General features: G+C 41.2%; 21 protein-coding genes. 1 reads left to right on the forward strand and 20 read right to left on the reverse strand.

The window, feature by feature from the left end; genetic code table 11:
- Positions 1 to 81: 81 nt before the first annotated feature.
- From LJE11_RS03805 to LJE11_RS03815, 3 genes are all read right to left on the reverse strand, one after another.
- Positions 82 to 1,134, reverse strand: a complete 1,053-nt coding sequence (locus LJE11_RS03805; RefSeq protein WP_008705012.1) for a D-alanine--D-alanine ligase family protein — start codon at positions 1,132 to 1,134, stop codon at positions 82 to 84.
- 12 nt (positions 1,135 to 1,146) lie between these two features.
- Complete coding sequence (locus LJE11_RS03810; RefSeq protein WP_227295561.1) at positions 1,147 to 2,526, reverse strand: L,D-transpeptidase family protein; 1,380 nt, start codon at positions 2,524 to 2,526, stop codon at positions 1,147 to 1,149.
- A 258-nt stretch (positions 2,527 to 2,784) separates the two neighbouring features.
- Entirely contained in the window at positions 2,785 to 4,074 is a 1,290-nt protein-coding gene (locus LJE11_RS03815; protein ID WP_227295562.1) for an aminotransferase, read from the reverse strand.
- Positions 4,075 to 4,585: 511 nt separating this feature from the next.
- On the opposite strand from LJE11_RS03815, the gene LJE11_RS03820 reads away from it, so the two are divergent.
- Entirely contained in the window at positions 4,586 to 4,732 is a 147-nt protein-coding gene (locus tag LJE11_RS03820; protein WP_161280697.1) for a hypothetical protein, read from the forward strand.
- Here LJE11_RS03820 and LJE11_RS03825 read toward each other — a convergent pair.
- The 17 genes from LJE11_RS03825 to LJE11_RS03905 all read right to left on the reverse strand — a co-directional run bounded on the left by LJE11_RS03825 (position 4,717) and on the right by LJE11_RS03905 (position 26,557).
- Entirely contained in the window at positions 4,717 to 6,045 is a 1,329-nt protein-coding gene (locus LJE11_RS03825; protein ID WP_161280699.1) for a phosphodiester glycosidase family protein, read from the reverse strand. The genes LJE11_RS03820 and LJE11_RS03825 overlap by 16 nt on opposite strands.
- 62 nt (positions 6,046 to 6,107) lie before the next feature.
- On the reverse strand, positions 6,108 to 7,085 hold the full coding sequence (locus tag LJE11_RS03830) for a DUF2971 domain-containing protein (RefSeq protein ID WP_226840077.1): 978 nt from the start codon (positions 7,083 to 7,085) through the stop codon (positions 6,108 to 6,110).
- A gap of 270 nt (positions 7,086 to 7,355) precedes the next feature.
- A complete protein-coding gene (locus LJE11_RS03835) occupies positions 7,356 to 7,541 on the reverse strand; it encodes a hypothetical protein (RefSeq protein ID WP_020993174.1) in 186 nt (61 codons plus the stop codon).
- Positions 7,542 to 7,658: 117 nt separating this feature from the next.
- Positions 7,659 to 8,522: a YitT family protein gene (locus LJE11_RS03840; RefSeq protein WP_081017093.1), complete on the reverse strand. Its 864-nt coding sequence runs from the start codon at positions 8,520 to 8,522 to the stop codon at positions 7,659 to 7,661.
- Between the two features lie 136 nt (positions 8,523 to 8,658).
- On the reverse strand, positions 8,659 to 9,516 hold the full coding sequence (locus LJE11_RS03845; protein WP_118568989.1) for a class I SAM-dependent methyltransferase: 858 nt from the start codon (positions 9,514 to 9,516) through the stop codon (positions 8,659 to 8,661).
- A 678-nt stretch (positions 9,517 to 10,194) separates the two neighbouring features.
- Positions 10,195 to 11,217: an ABC transporter permease subunit gene (locus tag LJE11_RS03850; RefSeq protein ID WP_008705029.1), complete on the reverse strand. Its 1,023-nt coding sequence runs from the start codon at positions 11,215 to 11,217 to the stop codon at positions 10,195 to 10,197.
- Entirely contained in the window at positions 11,217 to 12,272 is a 1,056-nt protein-coding gene (locus tag LJE11_RS03855) for an ABC transporter permease (protein ID WP_008705030.1), read from the reverse strand. Before LJE11_RS03855 ends, LJE11_RS03850 begins: the two co-directional genes overlap by 1 nt.
- Positions 12,272 to 13,792 carry a sugar ABC transporter ATP-binding protein gene (locus LJE11_RS03860; protein WP_008705031.1) on the reverse strand — a complete coding sequence of 507 codons (1,521 nt, stop codon included), beginning with the start codon at positions 13,790 to 13,792 and terminating at the stop codon, positions 12,272 to 12,274. Before LJE11_RS03860 ends, LJE11_RS03855 begins: the two co-directional genes overlap by 1 nt.
- Before the next feature lie 189 nt (positions 13,793 to 13,981).
- The gene (locus LJE11_RS03865) at positions 13,982 to 15,040 is read right to left on the reverse strand and encodes an ABC transporter substrate-binding protein (RefSeq protein ID WP_227295564.1); all 1,059 of its coding nucleotides are present in this window, start codon (positions 15,038 to 15,040) and stop codon (positions 13,982 to 13,984) included.
- 403 nt (positions 15,041 to 15,443) lie between these two features.
- Positions 15,444 to 16,895 carry a sensor histidine kinase gene (locus LJE11_RS03870; protein WP_022381287.1) on the reverse strand — a complete coding sequence of 484 codons (1,452 nt, stop codon included), beginning with the start codon at positions 16,893 to 16,895 and terminating at the stop codon, positions 15,444 to 15,446.
- 3 nt (positions 16,896 to 16,898) lie between these two features.
- Complete coding sequence (locus tag LJE11_RS03875; RefSeq protein WP_227295566.1) at positions 16,899 to 18,545, reverse strand: response regulator; 1,647 nt, start codon at positions 18,543 to 18,545, stop codon at positions 16,899 to 16,901.
- 262 nt (positions 18,546 to 18,807) lie between these two features.
- A complete protein-coding gene (locus LJE11_RS03880; RefSeq protein WP_008705038.1) occupies positions 18,808 to 20,157 on the reverse strand; it encodes a radical SAM protein in 1,350 nt (449 codons plus the stop codon).
- 73 nt (positions 20,158 to 20,230) lie between these two features.
- A complete protein-coding gene (locus tag LJE11_RS03885; RefSeq protein WP_055060025.1) occupies positions 20,231 to 20,812 on the reverse strand; it encodes an HdeD family acid-resistance protein in 582 nt (193 codons plus the stop codon).
- Between the two features lie 255 nt (positions 20,813 to 21,067).
- Complete coding sequence (locus LJE11_RS03890) at positions 21,068 to 21,625, reverse strand: TetR/AcrR family transcriptional regulator C-terminal domain-containing protein (RefSeq protein ID WP_022381285.1); 558 nt, start codon at positions 21,623 to 21,625, stop codon at positions 21,068 to 21,070.
- Between the two features lie 197 nt (positions 21,626 to 21,822).
- Entirely contained in the window at positions 21,823 to 24,588 is a 2,766-nt protein-coding gene (locus LJE11_RS03895) for a glycoside hydrolase family 3 protein (protein ID WP_195565304.1), read from the reverse strand.
- A gap of 162 nt (positions 24,589 to 24,750) precedes the next feature.
- On the reverse strand, positions 24,751 to 25,641 hold the full coding sequence (locus LJE11_RS03900) for a carbohydrate ABC transporter permease (protein WP_008705044.1): 891 nt from the start codon (positions 25,639 to 25,641) through the stop codon (positions 24,751 to 24,753).
- Between the two features lie 10 nt (positions 25,642 to 25,651).
- Entirely contained in the window at positions 25,652 to 26,557 is a 906-nt protein-coding gene (locus tag LJE11_RS03905; RefSeq protein ID WP_025577755.1) for an ABC transporter permease, read from the reverse strand.
- Positions 26,558 to 26,575 lie beyond the last annotated feature (18 nt).

Here is a 26,575-nt window from a genome sequence, read left to right on the forward strand (position 1 = left end):
TTTTTTGTATCTTCTTTCCTGTTATAGCAATTCTCTTAATAATGCATCTATAACAATTCTATAAATTACTGCAGACACGCTCTATAGTGTGAAATCCTGCGTCGGATATTTTTTCATGGAAACTTCAATCAGTTTCTCACATAAAGTCGGATAGTCGATTCCCAGAACTTTTGCCTCCTGCGGAATCAGACTGGTTGGTGTCATTCCGGGAAGAGTATTTGCTTCCAGACAATACATATCTCCATTCTCCTTCATCATGAAATCAAGACGGCAGTATCCTTCCATAAACAGAGCTTTGGCTCCTGCTTCCGCATAATGCTGCATTTTCTCTGTGAGTTCCGGTGAAATTTCGGCAGGACAGGTCTCAATCGTAGAGCCGGCCTGATATTTATTTTTATAATCATAGAATCCCTGAAGCGGAGCAATTTCGATGATCGGATAAGCTTTTCCGTCCACAACCGCTACTGAAAATTCACGTCCTTTTATATATTCTTCGACCACGACTTCATTTTCATAAGAATAAGCGTCTTTGAGAGCCTGCTCATATTCGGCCTGATCATTCACAATATAAACACCTACACTGGAACCGCCACAGCAGGTTTTTACAACTACAGGAAATTCCATTCCAAGTGCTTTCAGATCTGTGGTCATTTCTTCTTTTACCATAGACACTCCCCGCGGTGTTGGTACATTATTCATCAGGAACATCTGCTTGGTGATTCCCTTATCCATTGCCAGGGCACTGCTTAAATATCCGGTTCCTGTATATTTGATTCCCATCAGGTCAAATGTTGCCTGTACTTTTCCATCTTCTCCGTTCGCACCATGAAGTCCCAGGAAAACAATGTCAGCCGCCTCGCAGAGTTTCAGCACGTTTGGTCCGAAGAAGCTTCTTCTCTCTTTTTTCATCTGTTCAATCCTGTCGTTAAATGCTGACATATATTCTGATGCTGCGTCCACATCATACTCTGACGGAAACGGATTCTCCCGGTCCACATTCTCAATGCCGCAAAAAATATCCACAAGAATCGCCTGATGTCCTTTCTGTCGTAATGCCTTACATATTCCTGTTCCTGATGTAATGGAAACAGTACGTTCTGTACTTGTTCCCCCCGCTAATACTACAATCTTCATCATTTTTCTCCTTTATTCATAAATAACAACCGGTGTGTTCTTCTCAACATTGCTGAAAATGATCTGCACCTGATCGGATGGTGCACAGATGCTTCCATGTGTGCCTTCAAATTCATAAAGCTGTCCTCCGAAATCCATTCTCCATGGAGCATCACTGATCCCCAGATTTCCATCGAATGGGATCCAGTAATTTACAGCAGAAGGATAGTCCTCTCCGTTCACTGTACATCCGCTCTTCATTTCACCTGTTGTATAACATCCCACAGGAGTTGCACAGTTGGGCACGAATGGATTTCCGGATACGATCTGCGCATCCGCAGTCGGCGTTCCATCTTTATAGAATACCATTCTCTGGGCCGTCAGGTCAATCTCTATATACGTATATCCGATATCATTTGTTTTCCTGACCAGACCTTCATGGGAATAAACAGGTTCTCTGACCTGGGTTTCTCCGTTTTTTATCAGTTCTGTAAGTTCTTTCAGCTCCGCTTTCTGATCGATCTGCCAGCCATAATTCCCTCCGCTGACAGTAATCTCACGACCATCATATGTATTAAATGTTCTCTCTGTTCCAACCGTATCATATTTAGCCGCCAGTTCACTGATATATGCTTCTATCTGTTTTTTGTCAAGTGTATAAAGACCGTTTTCATCTGTTGTGAGCCAGTTTTTGATCATATCTCTGTCTACTGTCTCTGTGCAATCGTCAAAATCATAGGTTATCACTACATCCGTAAGTTTGTTTATCAGGTCACAATTCTTCGTCAGAGTTTCATCACTCTGATAAACTTTCGGTTCTTTGTAGCATCCATCTGCTTCCAGATCAACCGGCGTTCGTCCTGTGACAAGAGCATCTATAATATCCTGACTTGTTTTTTCTGGTTTCAGTGCAGTTCCCTCCTGCTCAGGAACAATTACAAACTTATCGTCTTTCTCTTCTATATGAGCATCCGAAGGCTCTGTCATATTCTCCTGTTGCATACATTTCAGTTCGGAAATGACAGCCTCTGTCTTCTGCTCATCATATTTAATGGAGGAGGACACCTCATAATTCCTGTGCTGATCAAAAGCAAGAAACCATGTAAAACGATCCTGATTTCTGATCAGTTTATCAACACTTCCATCTGAGTCATAGGAAAGTCCCGCCTGTTTTGCTGTGATACTTTCCTGTCCGTTATTTCTGGTGTCAATAGTAAGAACATATGCTCCCACCTTCTGCGTAAGCAATTCTTCTGACTGGGATACTGTCATATAGGAACAGTTGAATCCGTTTACCATTGATCCCGGTAAGAAATGCTCTGTGAAATAGTATACACCATATCCATATACTCCGGCAGTCAGCAGGAGCAAGATTATGATCAGGGTGATCATGATTTTCTTTCTGCTGCTCACGACATCCTCTCCTTTCTTTTTTATAAACAGCAACCGCCCGGCAAGAAATTATGCCGGGCAGTTTTATTATCACATTATTTATCCAGAAAGTAAATACGATTATTCTCTTTTATGCGTTTTCCAGTAGTGTTACTGTTCACTCCGTTCACAGTAACACGCTTCGCGATGCACAGAATTTATGCTAATTGCATAAATTCGCGCGGTATGTCTCGGGTTTTCTGTGATCTTCGCTCACAAAAAACACCTCGCGGGATATTATCAGCGAACAGTAGCCAGTAGTTTCTCTACACTTGTAAGTTTAACACAGAGTACGAACACTTCTGCTGCTTTTCCAAGATCCTCAGGAGTCGGGAAGCTTGGTGCAATACGGATATTGGAGTCTTTCGGATCTTTTCCATATGGATAAGTTGCGCCTGCTCCTGTAAGTACAACACCTGCTTCTTTTGCCTTGGCAACAATAGCTTTTGCACATCCTTCCATTGAATCAAAGGAAATGAAGTATCCACCATGTGGTTTTGTCCACTCGCCGATTCCAAGACCGCCAAGTTCTCTGTCCAGTGTGTTAAGGACCATTTCAAATTTCGGACGGAGAATTGCCGCATGTTTTCTCATGTGTTCATGAAGACCGTCGATATTTTTGAAGAATTTTACATGACGTAACTGGTTTAATTTGTCATGTCCGATTGTCTGGATCTGCATGTAGCTGCGGAAATCTTCCAGGTTTGCTTTGGAAGCTGCAACTGCTGCAATACCGGAACCCGGGAAGCTGACTTTTGATGTTGATGTAAATTTATATACAAGATCAGGATTTCCTGCTTTTGCACATGCTTCAAGGATTTCTACAAGGAAGTCCTGATTGTCATCATAGAGATGATGAATGCTGTATGCGTTATCCCAGTAGATACGGAAATCAGGTGCTGCTGGTTTCAGATGCGCAAAGCGCTCTACTGTTTCTGCTGAATAAGTATATCCCTGTGGGTTGGAGTATTTCGGCACACACCAGATTCCTTTGATGGATGCGTCTTCACTGACAAGCTTCTCTACCATATCCATGTCCGGTCCCTGTGGTGTCATTGGCACGTTGATCATTTCGATTCCGAAGAATTCTGTGATCTTGAAATGGCGGTCATATCCCGGTACAGGACAGAGGAATTTTACCTTATCAAGTTTGCACCATGGGGTATTTCCCATTACACCCTGTGTCATAGAACGTGCAATACTGTCAAACATAACGTTTAAGCTTGAGTTTCCGTAGATGATGATGTGGTCCGGATCTACCTCGGACATTTCTCCAAGGAGGCGTTTAGCTTCCGGGATTCCGTCGATAACACCGTAGTTACGGCAGTCTACTCCTGTTTCACACTTGAGGTCTGAATCGCTGCCTAATACGTTCATTAATCCCATTGAGAGATCGAGCTGGTCTGCTGACGGTTTTCCACGTGACATATCGAGAGCTAAGCCCTTTGCTTTGATATCTGCGTATTCTTTATCCAGCTGTGCTTTGAGTGTAAGCAGTTCTTCTTTGCTCATGTCGCTGTATTTTTTCATAATATTCCTCCTTGTTCTGCCATGGAAGGATGTCCCTTTTTCCGTATAGGGCAATCATTTGTTTTTCCTACGGCAACAGTTTTTTTGCTTTTTACATTTTAGTATGGTAAAGTAGGGTTGTCAAGTGTTTTTATGGAATTGTTAATATTTTACCAAAACAATCGTTACTGTTCCCTCTGTTCTCAGTAACGTAACCCAAATTCATTCCGGATTGCCGTAACATCTTTCTCTGATACTTATAACAAGCCTCGTAAATAATCAGCCAAAAAGCAAGTCGAAATCCCTCGAAAGTTTCGGCTTGCTTTTTTGAGTGTGACAGCGTATATTTAAATCAGTTAACAGATCTTTTAACTGTCTTAATTGTTCTTGTCAGGTCATCCTGATATCTTTTTATTACTCCTTATACAACATCCATTTTTATCCAAGTCAGTGAATGAGACAAGTCAGGCGGATAAAATCATCTGCTTCGCTGCTCAGTTCATAACCGAATGACTGTGAAAGGAGGTCATCCATGTCTATGTTTATCCACGCAATTATCATAATCCTGCTTGCTGTGCTGGCTATGGGAATCGGGCTGCTGATTCTTGTGTGCTGGGCTTTGGCAGCATGTGCAAGCAGACGGGATTCTTATCTGGAAAAGGATTATCGGGTGAAATAAAGGAAGTCTGCGCATGGACGCTGAGTATTGCCGATAAGTTTGTTCATTACTTTTCCATTAAAGTACAGGGTTGCAGAACCGCCTCCATCCAGGTTGTAAGCATAAGTACAGCCGTAGGATTTGAAAATATCCACCATATCCCAGTGATTAAGACCATTATAGCTGCCGGTATCTGTTACAAGGAGTACATAATCGTTGGGCTTTACCATTCCTACCGCTGTACGTGGATAATATTTTTCTGTTTCAGCCCATGGAAGCTGGGCTTCGCCATCTTTAATAAGAACCGGACCAAAATTATATGTATCTTTTACACCGGCTGCAAGAAGATTTTTTCCCATAAGTCCCTGTGCCGGAGTATAGATGGTTCCGTCTTTCTTTACTGCCATGACTGAATAACTGGTCATGTAATCACCATAGATAATCCCGTTTTTGATGCACATACCAAGGGGGGATGGTTTTCCTGTACCATAGTCGAAAGCACTGCCGTTTACTCCGATAATGCCTCCATTTGAGGATACTGCATCAGAAGTTGTCTGTCGGGATCCGCCATAAGTTCCGTTGGAGAGGGCGGATTTCAGCTGTTTGGCACTGGCTGTCTTTATATGCGCTACCCAGTAGGAAATTCCATGGACTGATTTGCGTTTAAGTTTAATATTAAGAGTGCTGCTTTTGTATTCGTAAGTATTGCCGCTTTGAGTAACTGTTGGTTTAGTATTTGTCGGTTTAGTATCTGAAGATTTTACACGCTGCCCTTTGCTGTTTACATAATATTTACCTATCCAGGTATTTTTTGCCATCACTCCTGTTTTCTTGCTGAAATAGTAATAATATTTTCCTATCTTCTGCCAGCCCTTTGCCATGGTGGAATTGCTGAGGAAATAGTATTTTTTTCCATCCTGAGTAAGCCACTGCCTGGCAATTGCCACGCCGGATTCATTGAAATAATAGGTATATTTATCACCTGTTGCCCAGCGATTGCGGAACATGGCACCATTTTTGCGATTGTAATAGTATTTATTACCGGAACGCTTCATCCACCCGGTGAAACGTTTGCCGTTGGCAATACTGTAGTAATAATAACCTTTATACTTAAAAGAACCGCAGATCAGACGCCCCTTTGAATTATAAAAATAGTAATCTCCGTTTATTTTCTGCCATCCCGTTTTCTTCGATGTGATGCTGACGGAGGTTCTGTCCTGTTTCACATATGTAGCTGCATTTACGGTAACTGCACGCATACTGATGCCTGCTGTCAGAAATAATGCCAGTATCAGAAATACCGCCACTTTTCTGAATGGTAATTTTCTTTTCATGTCTTTCATCTGCCTTTCCATGATGTCTGATATGCCCATATAAGGGAATTGCTATAAATATATTACCGATATGTCCCCTGCGATTTCTTTACCCGACAATTCGACAGACCGAGCGTTGTCAGATAATATTCCATGTCTCTCTCTGACATCAGACACTTTGGCCCTATAACGAGTTCCTTTATCAGCTGGTCAAGGCAATCTGAAAAATCAAAATCCACATAAGATATCAGCTGACTTTCTTTTACATAGTAGGAATAGTTATATAAACGTGCACCGAGAGAAAGTTCAACTTCTCTTCCCATCAGAAACTGTTTCGGCGAAAACTCGCACAATCGGATTTCGCTTTCCTCTCTGAAAAACGGATTTTTCATGTAAACAGATTCCTGAAATAATTTCAAAAACTTTTTCTCAAAACAGTTCATGACTTTATCCAGTACTTCTATTTCATAATCCTGCTTTTCCTCAATGCTTTCCCGACATTGTTCTTCTTTCTGTAATATCTTCTCGATTTCATCAACCAATTCATGCACTATCTGATGTACAACTTCTCTCTGCTCTGTTTCAGAATAACTGATCTTATGTAATGACACAATTGACGGCTTTGAAATCTCCGGAGAAACCGTTACAACTTCTTTTAATACATCCAGGTCAAATCCGATGGCAGCTCCGCGCCCGTCATCCGCATATCCCCGCCACTGACTGAGCAGATCATTCTGATACGAAAAACAGGTTACATAATATCTGAAGTCTGCATGATTTTCATTGAAAAATTCATCTGTAAACAGTTTCACATATCCCATCAATCTCTCTGATGAAATCTTTGATCTGAATAAATCTGAAGCATTTTCATAAGCTCTTTTAAATTCTGCGTCATAATACCTGCAGATCCAGCTGATCTCCATGGAATCATTGGATTTCAGGATATTTGTCAGACGGAGGGAACGATTTTTCAAAATAGAATTCAATGATTCTAAACTGCAATAGTGATATACGATCATATTTTTTTCTTCTCCTGTAAATAATTGTTCTTTTGTAACCATTCAACATTCTGCCATCCCCAAAAAAATTCTATAGCAAAGTTCATCAGCAAAAGAACTTACGGAAAGTTTATATCAGTAAGTAACAGAATTATTATATCAGATACATCTTATGAATCTGTAAACTTATAGCAACCCTCGTAAATAATGCATATTGATTAAGAGGCTTGCTATAGAAAAACATTGCTTATACTTATAATATAATAACTGTTTTTTATAAAGAAATCCCCATCCACTGTTTATTATTTTGCAGCAGATAGGGATATGTTGAGGTTAATAGTTATATGCCCCCTCGTAAGCATTGCACCTGTCTAATTTCCGTGACTGATTCTGACAGGAACTGCATCTGTCGCAGAACTCCTGCTCATAACAGGTGGAACAGGCGCATGTCCTGCAGGCTTTGCGGTCATAGCCTGAGGTATTGCCGTGAGGAAGTGTGCTTTCTGTTGCATTACCCATATATATCACCCTCCTTGTGTGCCGGTTACTGTTCATCCAATTTTAAGTACAAACTCCATGAACGAACAGATTCCTTATATCCTGTATTATACGCTCACAGAAAGGGAATACAAGTAATTAATAATCTGTTTTCTGGTAAAATCTTCCGTTTATGTAATCGGTTTTGATAATATTTACAAAAGCCTTCGGATCGATCTCATGTACCTTCTTTACCAGATATTTTGCTTCTTCTGTAGAGACTACAGAATAGATCATACTGGTCTTCTCGTCTGTGTAACATCCGGTACCTTCAAAACGTGTCGCCGTATGATTGGTAAGTTTGAAAATCTCCTCATAAATCTGATACGGCTCCTTCGTGATAATGAACAGCGTATGCTTCTTATATCTCTGATGCAGCATCTGAATCACCTGAGTAGAAGTAAACTGGAAGATAATAGAGTAAAGCGCTCTGTCCCATCCAAAGAGCAAACCTGCCACTGTCAGGATCACTGCATTTCCACACAGAATATAATTCCAGATATCCCTGCCATTTTTCTCGGAAAAATAAATCGCAATAAAGTCCGTTCCACCTGTACTGGTATTACCGATCAGACAGAGACTGATACAGAAGCCATTGATCAAACCGCCAAAGATACTGATCAGCAATGTATCATAAGTGATCGGCTGACTGGGAATAATATCCGTAAGCAGACCGGAAAGCACGATCACACAGACAGAACTTATCGTAAATTTCTTTCCGATAAATTTCAGACCAATAAATACAGGAATAGAGTTCAGCAGTACATTAATCAGCGTATACGGAACTGCAATCCCCATAAATGTCTGAAAAATGTTCTGGAGCAGCAGAGTAAGTCCTGTAAATCCTCCCGGAAAAAGACCGCCTGCACGAACAAATGTCTTAATATTCAACGCCATGATCGTTGCAGCCAGAACCGCACAGCCGTAACGCTTGGCTTCATGTTTTAAATTAAGTTCCTTCATAATCACGTTTCCTCCCATCTCGCCAAACAGTTCAAATTGAACTCATGTGAAATTGCTTTTCACAATCTCTGCAGAAGACTTAACTGATTCGGCTAAAAAGCAGTTTTCCGTCAATGACAAACAAAAGGAAACCTTTCTACGCCTCCCATCTTCCAGAAGCACCACATGGAAGAACCAGTCCGTTAGAGCTTACCGGAAGCCCGATCTCCTGAGAGTCCACATGCCCGCCGAACTTTTTCAATTCAGTAGACAACATATAAGTAAGAACTGCCGGTGCCAGACCTGTTGTATAAGAATTTATCAGGAAAAACAAAGGCTCATCGCTGAGAATCTTTGTACACAGCTTAATCAGGTCATGGATACAATCCTCAATCTTCCAGATCTCCCCCTTCGGTCCACGTCCATAAGAAGGCGGATCCATAATGATCGCATCATAATGATTCCCTCTGCGGATCTCACGCTCAACAAACTTCACACAGTCATCTACCAGCCAGCGGATCGGAGCATCTCCCAGACCGGAAGCAACCGCATTCTCCTTTGCCCAGGTAACCATACCCTTAGAAGCATCCACATGAGTAACAGAAGCTCCCGCTGCCGCTGCCGCCAGAGTCGCACCACCTGTATATGCAAAAAGATTCAACACCTTCACCGGACGTCCCGCATTGCGGATCTTATTGCCAAACCAGTCCCAATTCACAGCCTGCTCCGGAAAAAGCCCGGTATGCTTAAAACTAAAAGGTTTCAAATTAAAGGTAAGTCCCTTATAATGAATATCCCACTGCTGGGGCAAATCAAAAAACTCCCATTCACCGCCGCCCTTCTTACTTCTGTGATAATGCCCGTTCATATGCTTCCAGCCCTTATTTACCTTCGGCGTATCCCATATAACCTGCGGATCCGGCCTCACCAGAAGATAATCCCCCCAACGCTCCAGCTTCTCCCCACAGGAAGTATCAATAACCTCATAATCTTTCCATCCATCTGCAATCCACATTGTATAATAATCCTCCTAAAATAAACGCATAATAAATTACGATTGTACTACATATCCAACCATTAGTAAAGCCACATTTCTCACATAATTTCAATAATATCAAGATCAAAATCCCCTTTAACCTTAACATCATTCATTGTTTAAAGTATAAAATAAAACTCCCCCCATGGCAAGCAAACCATCATAATTCACAGTTATAAACAAATAAAGCATTACTGTTCACTCCGTTCTCAATAACACGCTTCGCAGGATATTACTAGCGAACAATAATAATAAAGTATCGATACTCACGTTCAAGTTAATAACATCATCCTCTTCGCAACCTGCCCATACCCCAATATCTTCTCCACAGTTTATCAGAAATTTACTTGCTTCGCTCTAAATCGTTGCCAGTACCCAGCGCGAAACAGCATCTCTCTGTGGGTGAATCTGGAGGGGGCTTAGTAACTCTTAGGCGGAGAAAATCCGCGTTATGAAGAAAAACAGCAACCTGTCTGAGCGAAGTCGGAGGCGGAGCGAGTTTTGCGTTTTTCTTCATGCTTTTAGCGGATTTCCTCCACCTTAGAGTTACTTAACCCCCGGAACTGAACCCACAGAGAGATGCTGTTTCGCGCGTCCCTCTACAAAAAAACAAGCCAAGACTCCCAAAAGTCTCAGCTTGTTTCATAATACAACCACTTATTTCGCTTTCTTCTTCATAGAAGCCACAACAGACTGAATAACAATAAAGAAACAAAGCAACGCAGAAAGAATAATTCTTGTCCACCAGCTTGACAAAGTACCCTGAGTAGTAATCAAACTGGAAATCGTACCCTTAATCAACACACCAAACAAAGTACCAATCGGAGTACCAACACCACCTGAAAGAAGCGTACCACCAATAACCGCTGATGAAATTGCATCCATCTCAAGACCCTTTGCCTGCTCAACGAAACCTGCACAACTGTTCAAACAGAACAGGAAGCCACCAAGGCCTGCAAGAAAACCATCCAGAACATAAGCATTAAAAATAGTTTTCTTAACATTCAGACCCATCATTAATGCACTCTGACGGCTACCGCCGATTGCATAAAGCTTACGTCCAAACTTACGATATTTCAGAAGAACCGCGATCAGAATTACAACAATCAGAGCAATCACAACTGTCGGCGGAATATAAGCCGGAATAAATTTACCCTTCTTACTGGTTGAACCAAAAGGCATATAGAAACGGTAATTTGCCCATTTCAGGAATAACTCATTCTTGATAGAAATCATATCAGTACTGATGATAGCTGTCAGACCACGTCCGAAGAACATACCTGCCAGAGTAACGATGAATGGCTGGATATCCAGATAAGCTACCAGGAAGCCCTGAACAATACCAAAAGCAACACCAATAAGCAGTGCAACTAAAACTGCTGCATATGCGTTCACACCTTTGTTCTCCATAAGGTCTGCAAGAACCATACATACAAGTGCAGTAACAGAACCTACGGAAATATCAATACCACCGGTGATCATAACGATTGTAAGACCACACGCAATAACCAGAAGACCCGCATTAGATACAAACAGGTTCAGAAACATCTGAGGTTTTGCAAAACCTTTATCAGCAAAAACAATCATACCTGCAACATACATTACTACAAATAATGCGATTGTGATCAGAAGCAGGAAGCCATTTCCCGTTATTTTCTTTTTCTGTACATTTGCTTTCATTACTTCTGACCTCCTTCTGCTGCCACACTTCTTTTAGCCTTTAAGTTGGCAATATATTTCTTAAATACATCACTCTGCAGTGTAACGATGATAACAACTACGATTGCCTTATAAACAGGAAGCTGGTCTGCTTTTACGTTCATCGCATAGAGTGTTGTGGTCAGAGCCTGAATAGTGTAGGCACCGATTACGGAACCGATCAGGCTGAATTTACCACCACCAAGGAAGTTTCCGCCAAGCGCAACTGCAAGGATGGCATCCATTTCCAGGTTAAGACCAATGTTGTTTGCATCTGCAGAGTAGATACGGCTGGATGCCACAATACCGGCAATACCAGCCAGTACACCACAGATAACATAGGTAAGGAATTTAATCATCGTAGAATTTAATCCCACAAGACGAGCTGCCTTTCCATTGATACCAACACTTTCAATGTAAAGCCCAAGAGCAGTCTTCTTCAAAATCAGGTACACAATAACAACTGTAATGATCGCAAAGAAAATAGGTGTAGGAATCGGGCATTTTCCAATATATCCACCAGCCATCTTAAAGGAATCCACACGAATATAAGTAATCTGTCCGTTTGTGATCAGCTGAGCAATACCACGACCGGCTGTGTAAAGGATCAGAGTTGCAACCATTGGCTGAATATTCAGCTTGGAAACCAGAAATCCATTAAATGCACCACATAATGCAGATGCAAGAAGTGCTGCGATAACAGCCAGGATCACAGGATTCTGGTAATCATTTACAGAAACCTGTCCGCCGGAAAGAATCTGACAGCAGACAGCCGCTGCAACTGCCATGATTGCACCAACACTGATATCCTGTCCACCGGAAGCTGCTGTTACCAGTGTCATACCGATTGCAAGGATAACCAGCTCTGAAGCACGGTTAATAACATCAACAATGTAACCATAGAGTACACCGTTTCGGATTGATACATTAAAGAAATCCGGTGTTCTGATCACATTCAGCAAAAGTACTGCGATCAGACACACAATAGGAAGAAACAGACGTGCACTTGTTATTTTCTTTAATTTACTCTTATTCATTATTTATCGTCACCTCCGGCAATAGCTTTCATAACTCCGCTCTGGGAAAGTTCATCCTCTTCCAGCTCCCCTACCTTCTGGCCATCACGAAGAACTGCCATACGGGAGCAGGTGCGGAGCATTTCCTCAACCTCTGAGGAGATAAATGTAACTGCCATTCCCTGATCCGCAAGATCAAGAACCAGTTTCTGAATCTCTGTCTTAGTACCGATATCAATACCTCTGGTCGGCTCATCCAGAATCAGATAATCCGGATTAGTCAGAAGCCATCTTCCAAGGATAACCTTCTGCTGGTTACCACCGGACAGACTCTTAATCGGAGTTTCACGACTTGCTGTCTTAATCTGCAGTAATTTAATATACTTATCAGCAGCATCCTCCATTTCTTTCTTGCTTAATGGATGGAACATACCGCGTTTAGCCTGGAGCGCTATAATAATATTTTCTCTTACAGAAAGATCTGCAATAATACCTTCTGCCTTTCTGTCTTCCGGAAGATATGCCATACCAAGTTTCATGGCATCCAGCGGAGTATTGATCTTTACTTCTTTTCCCTTTACTTTTAAAGTTCCTGTATCAGCTTTATCCGCACCATAAATTGCACGAACCAATTCAGAACGTCCGGAACCCAGAAGTCCGGTAAGACCAATAACCTCACCTTTATTGATGGTAATATCAAACGGTTTGATCGTTCCCTTATGAGATAATCCTTTTGCCTCGATTACAGGTTCTGCATCTGTGATTCTCTTGTCTTTATGATCGCCTTTAATATCTGCAAGATCATCAAAATCCTTACCCATCATCTTGGCAACCAGCATTACTCTCGGAAGATCTTTCGTCTCATATTCCCCAACAAGTTCACCATTACGAAGAACTGTAATCCTGTCGCAGACTGCATATACCTGCTCAAGGAAATGCGTAACAAAGATAATACCTACACCTTCGTCACGAAGTCTTCTCATAAGTACAAACAGCTTTTCAACTTCATCATCATCCAGTGAAGATGTCGGTTCATCGAGAATCAGTACCTGGCACTTCATGTCCACTGCACGGGCAATTGCGATCATCTGCTGAATCGCAATGGAACATTCATCCAGCATCTGTGTTGGCGGCACATGAATGTCCAGGCTCTCAAGAAGTTTTCCTGAGCGCTCATTCATCTGCTTCCAATCAATCATCCCCATCTTTCTCGGTTCTCTGCCAATAAAAAGGTTCTCAGCTACAGTCAGGTTGGGACAAAGGTTTACCTCCTGATATACTGTACTGATACCATTTGCCTGCGCTTCCTGAGGCGAGTGGTTAATAATGGCATTACTGTTTCCAGCCATATGAATTGTTCCACTTTCAAATTCATGTACACCGGTCAGCACCTTAATCAGTGTTGATTTACCTGCACCATTCTCCCCCATCAGTGCGTGGATTTCGCCCTTTCGAAGGGTAAAGTCCACATGGGAAAGGGCACGGACTCCTGTAAAGTTTTTGCTGATATCACGCATTTCCAATACTACATTTTGTTCCATATTCTTTCCACCTGCTTTCTAAACTGGTTTACCCCTCATTTACTGAAAAGCTTCAGTAAAGCGGGTATCTGTAAATCATTTCGGCATAAAGAGAGCGTGATTCATAAATCCGGGTTTCTCCGAATTATGAACCACGCTCCGGATTGTTTATATTTCTTCTATTACACGTCTATTATATGTTGTCAAAAATTAGTATGCACGTCCGTCAATAATTTCCTGTGTGATAGGTGTTACGTCATATTCGCCCTCTTCATCAAGACTGTTTACAGCTTTAACTTTATCAACTGTATCATCTGTAGCAAAGATTTCTTCATCTACATAGTTCAGTTTTTCAACTTCTTCACCAGCTTCAAGAGCTTTGATCAGTTCTTCTGCACGTGGTCCGTGTAATGGGTTACACTCAACATCGCATGCGATCTTGCCGGCTAATGTATCTGTTAAACCAGCATTTGTTGTATCAAAAGACATAACCATGATTTCACCGTTTGCGATATCAGATCCTACTGTTTTACCAGCTGCTTCGATAGCATCGATAGCACCGAATGCTTCGTTATCGTTCTCGCAGTATACAACATTAATATTGTCATACTGTTTCAGCATGGACTCCATAACTTCCTGTCCTTTAGCCTGTGTGAATTCACCGGACTGCTGAGCAAGTAAGTTCCATCCATAGTTGTCAACACCTTCTTCAAGGCCTTTAGAACGTCCAATCTGAGCTGTAGATCCGATTGTACCCTGGATATCAACGATGTTAACATCTTTTGCATCGATTCCCTTAGCTGCTGTGTATGCATTCAGCCATTCAGCTGCTTTTCTTCCTTCGAGTAAGGAGTCAGTTCCGATCCATGTTGTATATAAGCTGTCATCAGATACATCAACCATACGGTCTACGATGATTACAGGAATATCAGCATCTTTAGCTTCCTGGAGAACTGTATCCCAACCTGTCTCTGTTACAGGAGCTAAAAGAATGTAATCAACTTCCTGCTGGATGAAGTTACGGATTGCTGTTAACTGATTTTCCTGTTTCTGCTGTGCATCGTCAAAGATTAATTCATATCCGTTCTCTTCGCTGAATGTGGATTTCATGGATTCTGTATTAGCTGTACGCCAGTCAGATTCAGCACCTACCTGTGAGAAACCAACTGTGATTGTGTCGTCCGCTGCTGCTACACCCACTGCCGGAACAACGCTCATACCGCATACCATTGTTGCTGTTAATAAAGCTGACACTATTTTTTTCTTCATTTTGTAAATCCTCCCGATTCATTTAAGATGTCTTTATTATAGTAAAAATCCAGGAAAATTCCATAGAATATTTTCCGCAAAAAGTTTATTCTTCTATCATATTTTGTTCACAATTTATACAAGGTTTGTTTTTTTATTGTGGAAGTTGGATTTTTTATTGTGCATTATAAATATAGAAACAAATTATCATCTGTCTTTTATATTCACTTTGCACAATTCAGCATTAGTCGACATAATTCATACATTCCATTATTTGGCAGACCTTCGTAAGTCTCTATCAGCAGGCCATAAAACTGTTATTGGATATGAATAAACAATAAAATAATTGACTTTATCCACCTGAATACATAACAAAAGCTGCATATCTGTTAAGATTCTTAACTTCATGCAGCTTTTTCTTTGTTTATCTTGAATTGTTATCCCGGTTAATTTTTTTCGCCATATACACTTCCATAACCGTACCTTCTCCCTCTGTAGAAGAAATCTTCAGTCCATAACCCGGACCATAATAAAGTACAATTCTCTCTGACACCGCAGCAAGTCCGAACCCGGCACGTTCACCGGTGCGGATGGCTTCCTGTACTTCATAAAGACGTTCCGGTGTCATTCCCTGACCATTGTCAGTCACTCTCAGCATCATATCATCTCCCAGATTGAATCCTTCAATAAGAATCTTACCTTTTCCACGCTTATTCTTAATTCCATGATAAAGAGCATTCTCCGCTAACGGCTGCAAAGTAAGCTTCGGCACCATCACTTCATCCAGTTCCGGCGGAATATTAATCTCAAATTCCATAATATCCCTGTATCTTGACTGCTGAATCTCCAGATAACTCAATGTGTGGCGTTTCTCTTCCGACAGCGGAATGATATCCTTCCCCTTCGAAAGCGAAGTGCGGAAAAAAACAGACAGACTTGTGATCATATCCACTGCATCCTGCTGCATACCACCCTCCACCAGCCACACAATAGTGTCCAGTGTATTATACAGAAAATGCGGATTTACCTGTGCCTGGATCAGCTGCAGCTCCGTCATATGCTGTACCTCCTGCTCCTTACGCACATTCTCAAGAAGCCCTTCAATCCTTCCTGCCATCTTTCTGGTACCGGCATCAAGCTCCTGGATTTCAACACTGTCGGCAGATACTACATTAATAGTTTTGTACTCTCCTTTTCCAACCTTCTTAATATTATGGAGAATTTCAGAAATCGGTTTGGTAATGCTGTATGTCAGACGAAAAGAACGCCGCAGCAGAATAGCCGTAGCAACCAAAATCGCCGCACACATAGTGATGATCGTCAGACGTACATTTCCAGCCAGTTGAGACTCTATCTGCACCAGTTCCGTCGCCTCCTGATAAATATAATTCTGCATTTCTTTCTCAAAGAGCGTGGTCAGGATTTCTGTATTATTTGCCACAAATTCCTGTCGTTCCTGATAATTCTTTATCTCAAGAAGCTGATTCATCCGTTTCTTAAGATTCTCCAGATAGTTAGTCAGATATTTCAGAGAACGCAGGCTTTCCTTCTTTGATGTGGTTTTCTTCAGACTCTCCACAGTACTGATTGCCTTGTCTACCTGCTCTGTCGGCAGCCCGTCCTTACCTTTTCGCCCGATAGTCACATAATAGATATCCATATCCACTTCATCTTTAAAGCTCATATCATTATTGGAATTTCTATAGTTTGCATTATATTCCGAACTCACCGCCAGATTATTAGACAACTGATTATATTCATTTGTATAATGCCAGAAAAAAACAAGAAGCACTATGATCAGAATTGTCATAGGGATCATAGTGCTCAGAAGCATCCACTTCATCTTTGTTTCCAGCTTCTCCTGTTTCTGCTTCATGAATCAGACTTCTCCTCTCGTCTTACGATACTCACTCGGAGTCATTCCCTGAGTTTTCTTAAAAAGATAGCTGAAGTAATGCGCATCCTTATATCCCACTTCCCCTGCAATCTCACTGGAACGTTTGGAAGTACAGCGAAGCAGCTCCTTTGCCTTGTCCATGCGAAGCGAAGTCAGATACTCAATAAATGTCTGTCCCATATTCTGACTGAAAAGCGCGCTGAAATGATTGGCACTCACATTCGCCGCATGCGCCACTCTATTCAGAGAAATCTCTTCATCCATATAATGTCCATCTATAAAATCTATTGCCTGCTTCAACACACTTCTGTTCTGACTGCCTGCATTTTCATCACGGATTGCAATGGCCCGTTTCAGGACTTCCTCTGCATATGCAACAGAAGCTTCTGTAGACTGGCTTGTCTTCTTCACAACATCATCTGTCTCTTCTCTGGACAATTCCGTATCATCATATCCAATTTTCTTAAGAAATGACAGTACAGAAAAACGCACATTCAAAACCACATAATTACGGAACACCAGTGATTCCATCGGTTCCCTGCCAATAGCATGGAAATAATCATGGACAAAACTGTCTACTTCATCTTCCAGACCACTGCTTAAAAATTTCTGAAGGATTTCCGGATTCAGGGCATTGATATTCACATTCTTAAGCTGAACAGCTTCTGTTTTTGAAGTATCTGCTGAATTCCCCTTTACCTGCTCAAGCATATTGTAATAAAGAATATGTCCGTCATACAGATAACGGAATGCATAAGTTCTTGCCGCCGTGTGATAACTCTGCTTAATTTTGCTCAGACGGTCTGCCTCCTCGCCGACTGCCACAAACCAGTCCACATTTGCTCTGGTTTCTTCCATGATCTTCTGAATTGTTTCCACACATTCGCATGTATTCTTCTTTATCGTGTCTCGCTGCCCCTTGACCAGAATCGCATAACTGAACACCTGATGTCTGAAAAGCATCGCAACCGGATGACCGAGGAAATAATTCTCAATCTTCTTATGTACTTCTGCCTCCCAGTCTGAATATCCTTCCGACGAATTATAACTGCTGTCTGAAGCATCCGGTGTAAAAATCAGAATATTATAAGCCTCTGCCACAATATCAAGATTCAAACGATCTGCTCTCCGATAAATCTCTTCCAAATCAAAGTCCGCTCTCACCAGAGATTCAAAGAAATCACGGCTCGCATTCCTCTCATACTCCTGCATCTCCAGTTTGAATTTCTCATAATATTCCTTCTGCGTCTTCTCATGTTCATAACGATTATGAATCTCCTCCAGACGCTCAATAAATGCATTCTTAGTAATTGGCTTCAACAGATAATCCTCCACACCAATATTGATCGCCTGCTTCGCATAGTTAAAGTCATCATAGCCACTAAGAATCACAATCTTAATGTCCGGCAACTCCTTCTTCACCAATTTACATAATGTCAGACCATCCATAAACGGCATCTTAATATCAGTGATCAGAAGATCCGGTTTGCTCTTTAATATCAACGGCAGTGCCATCTCCCCATCAGATGCTTCTCCTGCCAGTTCAAACCCATACTGCTCCCAGGGAATCATTTTCTTAATCATCTCCCTGATCACAACTTCATCCTCTACTAAAAAAGTTTTTAACATCCCTACCACTCTCTCATACTAAAAAATCTACAGCCATCCTCTTAAATACATTATTTACGAGAACTTCTACATATCCATCATACAGGTTAACACCATAACTTTAATACATGTCGCACACTCAGGCAAGTTATTTTTTAAATGCTTCGCGCGTCCCCTTTCAAAGACGAGAAAGTTCCCCATCCGGACAGGGGATGACCGGACAGGGAACTTTCTCTGATAACTTTGGCTAAATTTTGAGTTAATATTTTTTCTTATTATTAAGTTACTTATTTTTTACAGGAAATAATTCCTCAGCTTTCGGTGCCCAATGTTCTGCATAAGCATCACATTTCGCACAAAGATGCTCCACAGACTCCGGAGACTGCAAATCTGTAGACTTCGCACCGGATTCTTCAACCATCTTACGAAGCTTCTGCGGATTCTCAAGCATCGGGCATGGACGAAGCATATTTTCATTAAACGGCTGACCGTCATGATATGCCATGAAAATCGGACTCTTCAATGCTTCCAGCAGAGTATTTTCATAAATATTTGCATTAGAATAATGGATAAATACACATGGGTCTACATCACCATTCGCATTAATATGAAGGTAACGTCTTCCTCCTGCAATACATCCTCCTACATACTGCGCATCATTCTGGAAATCCATTCCAAAAATAGCTTTTGTAGAACGATACTCTCTGATCTTGTGATACATCTTCTCACGCTGCTGTGGATTCGGCATTAATTCTACTACAGCGTCATTACCTGTCGGCATATAATGGAAAAACCATACAAATAATGCACCACAGTCAATAATGTGATCGAAAAATTCCTCGCTGCTTACACTGTCCACATTTGCAGAAGTATAACAGGTAGATACACCAAACGGAAGTTTATGAGCTTTCAGAAGTTCCATTGCATGCATAACTTTCTGATATACACCTTCTCCACGACGTCCGTCGTTTGCTTCCTCAGAACCTTCCAGGCTGATTGCCGGAACAAAGTTCTTAACACGAAGCATTTCCTGGCAGAACTCTTCGTCGATCAGTGTACCATTTGTAAAGGAAAGGAACTCGCAGTCCGGATATTTCTCACAGATACGCATCAGGTCCTTCTTGCGGACCAGCGGTTCACCACCTGTATATATGTACATATAAGTTCCCATTTTTCTGCCCTGCTCTACAATAGAACAGATGGTATCAAAATCAAGATTCAGTTTGTGACCATACTCTGCTGCCCAGCATCCTGTACAGTGCAGATTACAGGCACTTGTAGGATCAAGAAGGATTGCCCATGGAACATTGCAGTTGTTCTCTTCTGCTGTTTCTTCCTGAAGTGCACTTCCCTTTAAGCTGGCATTGATAATAAAGTTTGTAAAGAATGCTTCACGTACTCCTGGATCCAGCTCATAAATCCTCAGGATCAGTTTATACCAGTTGCTGTCCTTATTCTGGATTGCATTACGGATTGCATTTCTCTGTGACTCATACCAGCCATCCGGTACAAATTTATCTACAAGTTCCATCAGTTTCGGTATATTTACTTCCGGGTCCTTCTCCAGATAACCCAGACCTGTCTTAACTGCTGCTGCAAGTGCAGCCTGTTTTGCTTTGTCCATTAATTTCATGTGATTGCTCCTCCTTGTTGTGATGTGATATATATATAAACACCTGTGTATCAGGTATATTTTTATTATTTTATCAATATTCATCCATATCTATGATATCCTGTTTCTGGTTTTTAATAATTTTTACAGTGTAAATCGCCACACAAAGATTCAGAATTCCCTCAAACAGAACCGAAACACCAACCAGGATCATCATGATCTCTGCTGTCTCAAACGGCCTTATCAAAAGTAAAAATCCCAGAACACCGGTCAGAATCGCTACCAGGAGAATTCTCCACCAGAGATTCAGCCCGAATTTCTTTGCATCTATCGACATCTGAATTTTAAATAATGCATCCGCAAGGATCAGAAGTCCAAAGATTCCAAAGATCAGATTCACCACTACGTTCCTGCGTACTATAATAATAATTCCTACTGCTGCCAGCAGCACTCCAAAGGCAAGATCAAACTGAAATGCCAGACAATAGATATCTCTGGAAAAATATCCCAGAATCTTTATCAATCCGTATACAATAAGCATAATCCCTACTGCTGTACAGAAAACTGCCATCGAACAATCCGGCCAGATAATCAGACAGGCACCCAGAACCATAAATAATACAGACATAATAATATAACCATTCTTGGCTAATTTTAACTGCTTCAGTGCATCCATCCTATTGCTCCTCCCTTCTGAAATATACCCGAACCTGTGACTGTCAGGCTCTTGTTTTCATCTCTTTATGGCTGCTATTATAGCTGTGATTTTTTTAACAATAAATAGACAAAAAAAAGCCCATGTCCAAAAAACAGACATAAGCTTAATTTTGTATAATATGAAAATTGAAGGAATTACCTATAACGCTTCTCTCAGATAATACATTTAAGAGAATTGCTATAATAAATATCAGGAACAACAGGTATTTTCACTCTATTCTGATCTGTTCAATACCGCATGTAGCTCCGGGTGCTTTTCAAAAAGCCGGGAAGCCTGACGCATTTCTTCTCCAAAATCAGATTTCAGATTATTATCCAGCCACTCCATCAGAAATCCCATAAACAGACACTTATAATATTGAATCAGAATCCGGATTTCTCCCTCATCAAGATCAAACTGATCTGCATTTTTCCGAAAATATTCCATAATAATATAGTTGGAAATCTCATTCATATAAAAAAGGAACGTATCTTTTTTCACTGATCTGTAAACATTAAACATAACCTTTCTGTTATTTCTCACCAGATCTGCCATTTCTTCCATACATTCCAGAATAGAGGCTCTGTCCTGTGGGTGTTCCAGAATCTCATCCCACTTCTTTTTCAAAATAAACTCCACTACATCCGGAATATCCTTAAAATGATAATAAAAAGTATTTCTGTTTACACCACATCGTTCCACGATATCCTTCACCGTAATCTTAGACATGGGCTTTTCATCCAGCAATTCTGTAAAAGTCTTTGCAATAATTTCCTTTGTAAAACCTGACATATTATCTTTTCCTCATCACTCTTAACACTGTTCTAATCATCAGTAACACTTTTCCTCTGAACAGCCCGCTCCGCATTAAAAAAGTCCACAGATAACCACTTTTATAAAGCAATTATCACTCATCTTTCGCAGGTTCTGAGTATTTTCATAATTATGCCATAAAGGATATAGTTTTGCAAGCGTTTCTAAAATTGGTCTTACCTATTCGGAGTCAGCACAATTTCTTTAATTTCAAGATTATCCGCACCATAATAAAATTTGATATAGTGATTATGACCAAATCCCATATTCAGGATGCGGCTTTCTTCTACCCATTTTCCATTGGTTCCCTGTACTGAAACAGTCATCTTATGAATATTATCCAAAAATACAGAAACCGGAAGCTGAGCCAGCTCACCAAGATCAGATTTCAAAGTAAACTTCATTGTGAAATCACCCATGAACTCGTTAGTCACAGCAATCACATCTGCCTTTCCCTTTGCAGGATGTAATAATGCACCGTCAATTACAATTTTCTGTGTCACCGAATCACTTTCAATACTTACCAGACTTCCGGCATCCACATCGTCCTCTTCCTTTGTATTCATAGCCTCCAGCTCTTCTTTACATATTCTGTCTGTCAACAATAAAACAGAAGGACTTTTTAACAGAAATCCCAGGATATTGGCTGCATTCCTCTGCAATTCTCCCACAGTAATTTTTCCTGCATGAAGCATTTCCTCCACATCGTCATTCTCCGGATTGGACTTCGCATCACTCACTACCATATAAATATCATTCTGGGCAGCTACCATAGGAGCTTTCGCAGTTACCTCTGCCTGATGACCCTCATAATTGGACTTCGCCCACCAGTCAGTCATGACAATACCCTGAAATCCCCACTCTTTTCTCAGAATGGTTGTACACAGATCATAGCTACCTGCAGTCCAGAGCCCATTTACACTTCCATAAGTAGTCATTACAGAACGTGCACCCCCCTCCTTTACTGCAATCTCAAATCCCTTCAGATAGATTTCTCTCAGACATCTCTCAGACATAACAGAATCAGAAGTACTTCGTCCCACTTCCTGATTATTTCCACAGAAATGCTTAATCGTACTTCCAATTCCGGATTTAGCCATTGCCTTCACCTGAGCCGCACAAATTCTTCCTGTGAGAAGCGGATCCTCAGAAATATATTCAAAATTTCGACCATTCAGTGGATTCCTGTGAATATTCATACCTGGTCCCAGCAGGGAATCAATCTTATTTAGTCGAAGTTCCCTCCCTGTCATTTCATACAGCTCACCCACAAGCTCCGTATTAAAAGTACAGCCCAGCAAAGTTCCATTTGGCAGAGAAAACGCTTTCGTACCGCAATCCATACGAATCCCTGACGGCCCATCCGCGCAGCATCCCACCGGGATTCCAAGAGCCTTCAAAGACTCTGTCACACCGCCAAATGCAGCTGCAGTTCCAGCAGTGACCTTTGGACTGCACATTCCTTCACCGCGGAACATGGCAATCAGATCCGCCTCACTGATCTGTGCCACAAACTCATCCATAGAAACTTTTTTATCCAGTACATCTGCCAGCTTATAGCCTTTATCTCCCGTATACTCCAGAGTCTTCGGCATTCTTTCCTCTCTGCGTTTATGTGGATCTGCTGTGCGGACAGGAACCTCTTCTGTTACTGCCTGATAAGTTCCATCCGCTCTCAGAACGGCTTTCATTCTCCGGAATTTCTCAATCGGTGCATATGCCTCCTGTAACTGTTCTATTACACGTAATTCTTCTTTGTAAATTCCTGCTGATTTCGCACTTCTTACATCACTGCCTGCAAAAATTTCATAAGTTCCCTCTTCCAGAACATAACAGGATTTGTGTCCTGTCACTCCACTGTCATCATAAGAGGCCATATCATATTTGGGAATGATGATAACAAGTTCTTCTTTTTCACCCGGTGCCAGTTCCCGGGTTTTTGCAAATCCGATCAGCTTTCTTGCCGGATTTCCAAGTTTACCCTGCGGTGCTTTTACATAAACCTGTACAACCTCTTTGCCCCTCACATCACCGATATTGGTAACCGTCGCAGCCACTGTGAGTTCATCCTCAGTATTCTTAAAAATCTCCGCCTTTGTCTCAAAATTCGTATAGGACAAACCATATCCAAACGGATACAGCACCTTATCCTTCGCAAATGTCTCAAAATAACGATAACCCACATAAATATCTTCCTTATAATAATTCTTATATGGATCACCAAAATTCTCCGTAGACGGATAATACTCAATCCTCTCAGCAATGGTATCTGTCAGCTTCCCACATGCACACACTTTACCGGTCAGCACATCAGCCACACCATTGCCACCTTCCTGACCACCCTGCCATGCATACAGCACAGCCTGAGGATGATATTTCTCCACCCAACTCATATCAATAATATTTCCAACATTCAGCACCACAACTGTGCACTTACTCACCTCACAGACCCGGCAGATCAAATCCTCCTCCGTCTCCGTCAGACAATAGCTTCCCGGATTCGTATTATTATCCTGATCTTCACCTGCAGTTCTTCCTATAATAATAAGCGAAACATCGTTGCTACGTGCGCAGTCCAGCATTTCCTCTGTAACTTCCATCTCTTTCTGAGACCATGGAACACGACCCCATCCCTGACCTTCATCATAAGGATTCTCTTTAATCCAGTTTGCATAAATACCCAGCAGTTTCTCATCCAGTTGAATCTCTTTACACTCCTTCAGCGCATCCAGAATTCCCACTACATATCTCGTATTCACCAGACCGCCGGAACCAAGTCCGCTTTTATAATAATGAAATGCCATGCGGCCAAAAACAGCCACACTCTCTCCCTCTCTCAAAGGAAGTGCCTGCTTCTCATTCTCCAGAAGTACACATCCCTCTGCGGCTGCCTGTCTCGCCAGTGTTGCATATTTCTCTAAATCCAATTTATAATCGTTCATGTTTTATCCTTTCTTTCTGAGAACAACATCTCTCAAGCGATGCAATGATCGTTCCGACCGTTTTTCCCCAATACTTTCTATTCCCCATCTTATCAGAAAAAATCTTTGCTGAAAACACTAAATATTTACAGGAAAATAATCCACCTTTCCTTCAAAACATCTTCAGCCTTTTACGGCACCAAGCGCGATACCTTTGGTAAAATATCTCTGTAAAAACGGATACAGGCATAAAATCGGTAGCATTGCAACAAACGCTATTGCCATTCTGACAGATGCAGATGGAATATCTGCAATTGCAACAGTTGACGCACCAGAAGCATTCTGTGTCAGTGCTGTCAAATCTGAAATCATCTTATTCAGAAGGTTCTGAATGCCATATAACTTCGTATCTCTAATATAGTACAGACCATTTGTCCAGTCATTCCAGTATCCTAATCCGGAAAGCAGACCCATGGCAATAAGAATGGGTTTACCCAGTGGCAATACAATTTTGAAAAAAATCTGGAATTGACTTGCACCGTCAATCTGAGCTGCTTCAAAAAGTGCATCCGGAATACTGGTTGCAAAGAATGTACGAATCAGCATAACATTCATGGCACTCATCAGAAGTCCCGGCACAATATATGCAAGCAGTGTGTTATTGATATGGAAAATTCCTGTATACATGAGATATGTAGGAACCAGTCCACCATTAAATAACATTGTAAAAAATATGTAGAAATTCAGGATTCTTTTTCCTGGAAGATTTTTCAGGGAAAGCGGATACGCCAACAATGCAGACATTGCCACATTAATACTGGTTCCTATTACAGTGACCAGTATTGTAATTCCATATGCCCTGAATACATTTGCAGCATTATCCCAGATAAACTTATAGGCATGAATACTGAACTCTTTTGGAAAAAAGGAATATCCATCTCTAACCAGAGCACTTTCAGAGGTAATAGATGACATAAATAACAAGATAAACGGCAATACAATACAGATTGTAACCAGTATCATGACCGTATGTGCCAATCGTTCAAATCTTTTTGCACTTTTGCTTCTAACCATTTTTTACCTCCTAGAACATTGCATTTTCAGGGCTTAATTTGCGCACAACCACATTTGCCAGCAGTACACAGGCAAATCCGACAATGGACTGATAAAAGCCTGCCGCTGAAGCCATTCCGATATTTCCGGACTGAAGCAGTGCCCTGTATACATAAGTATCGATTACATTGGTGGTATCATAAAGCTGACCGGAATTTTGTGTAACCTGATAGAATAATCCAAAATCAGAATAGAAAATTCTTCCAATGTTTAACAGTGTCAAAGTGATTACAGACGGCATGATCGATGGAAGTGTAATGTATCGGATCTGTTTCCACTTTGAAGCTCCATCCAGTTCTGCAGCCTCATAAAAAGAAGGATCAATTCCGGAAATACTGGAAATATAAATCAGGCATCCATATCCTACACCTTTCCATGTATTTACGATAACCAGGATCACAGGCCAATATTTGGATTCTGAATACCAATTAATTGCTTCTTTCCCGAAAAACGGAAGAATTGTCTTATTCAGCATTCCATTGTCCCCACTGAAAAAGGCAAAAGTGATATAACTTACAATTACAATAGACATAAGAAACGGCAGTAAAATTGCACTTTGATAAATTGTTTTGCATGCCTTGCTCCGAATATCACAGATAAAGATGGCAAATGCAATTCCCAGAATCAGGTTGATGATAATAAATACAATATTATAAAGCAACGTATTTCTTGTAATCGTCCACGCATCATTAAACAGATAAGTAAAATTGCTGAGACCGGCCCATGGGCTGCCAAAGATTCCATCTACCACGTTGTAATTTTTGAAAGCAACCACAAGTCCTGCCATCGGCATATAATTATTGATAAAAAGATAAATCAGCCCCGGTGCCATCATCAGATAAAGCGGTGCCCATCTTTTAAATTTTGCTTTTTTCATAAATTTTCCTTTCAATTA

The sequence above is a fragment of the Blautia sp. DFI.1.216 genome (genome assembly GCF_020594215.1).
In the GTDB taxonomy this organism is placed as follows: Bacteria; Bacillota; Clostridia; order Lachnospirales; family Lachnospiraceae; genus Blautia_A; species Blautia_A wexlerae.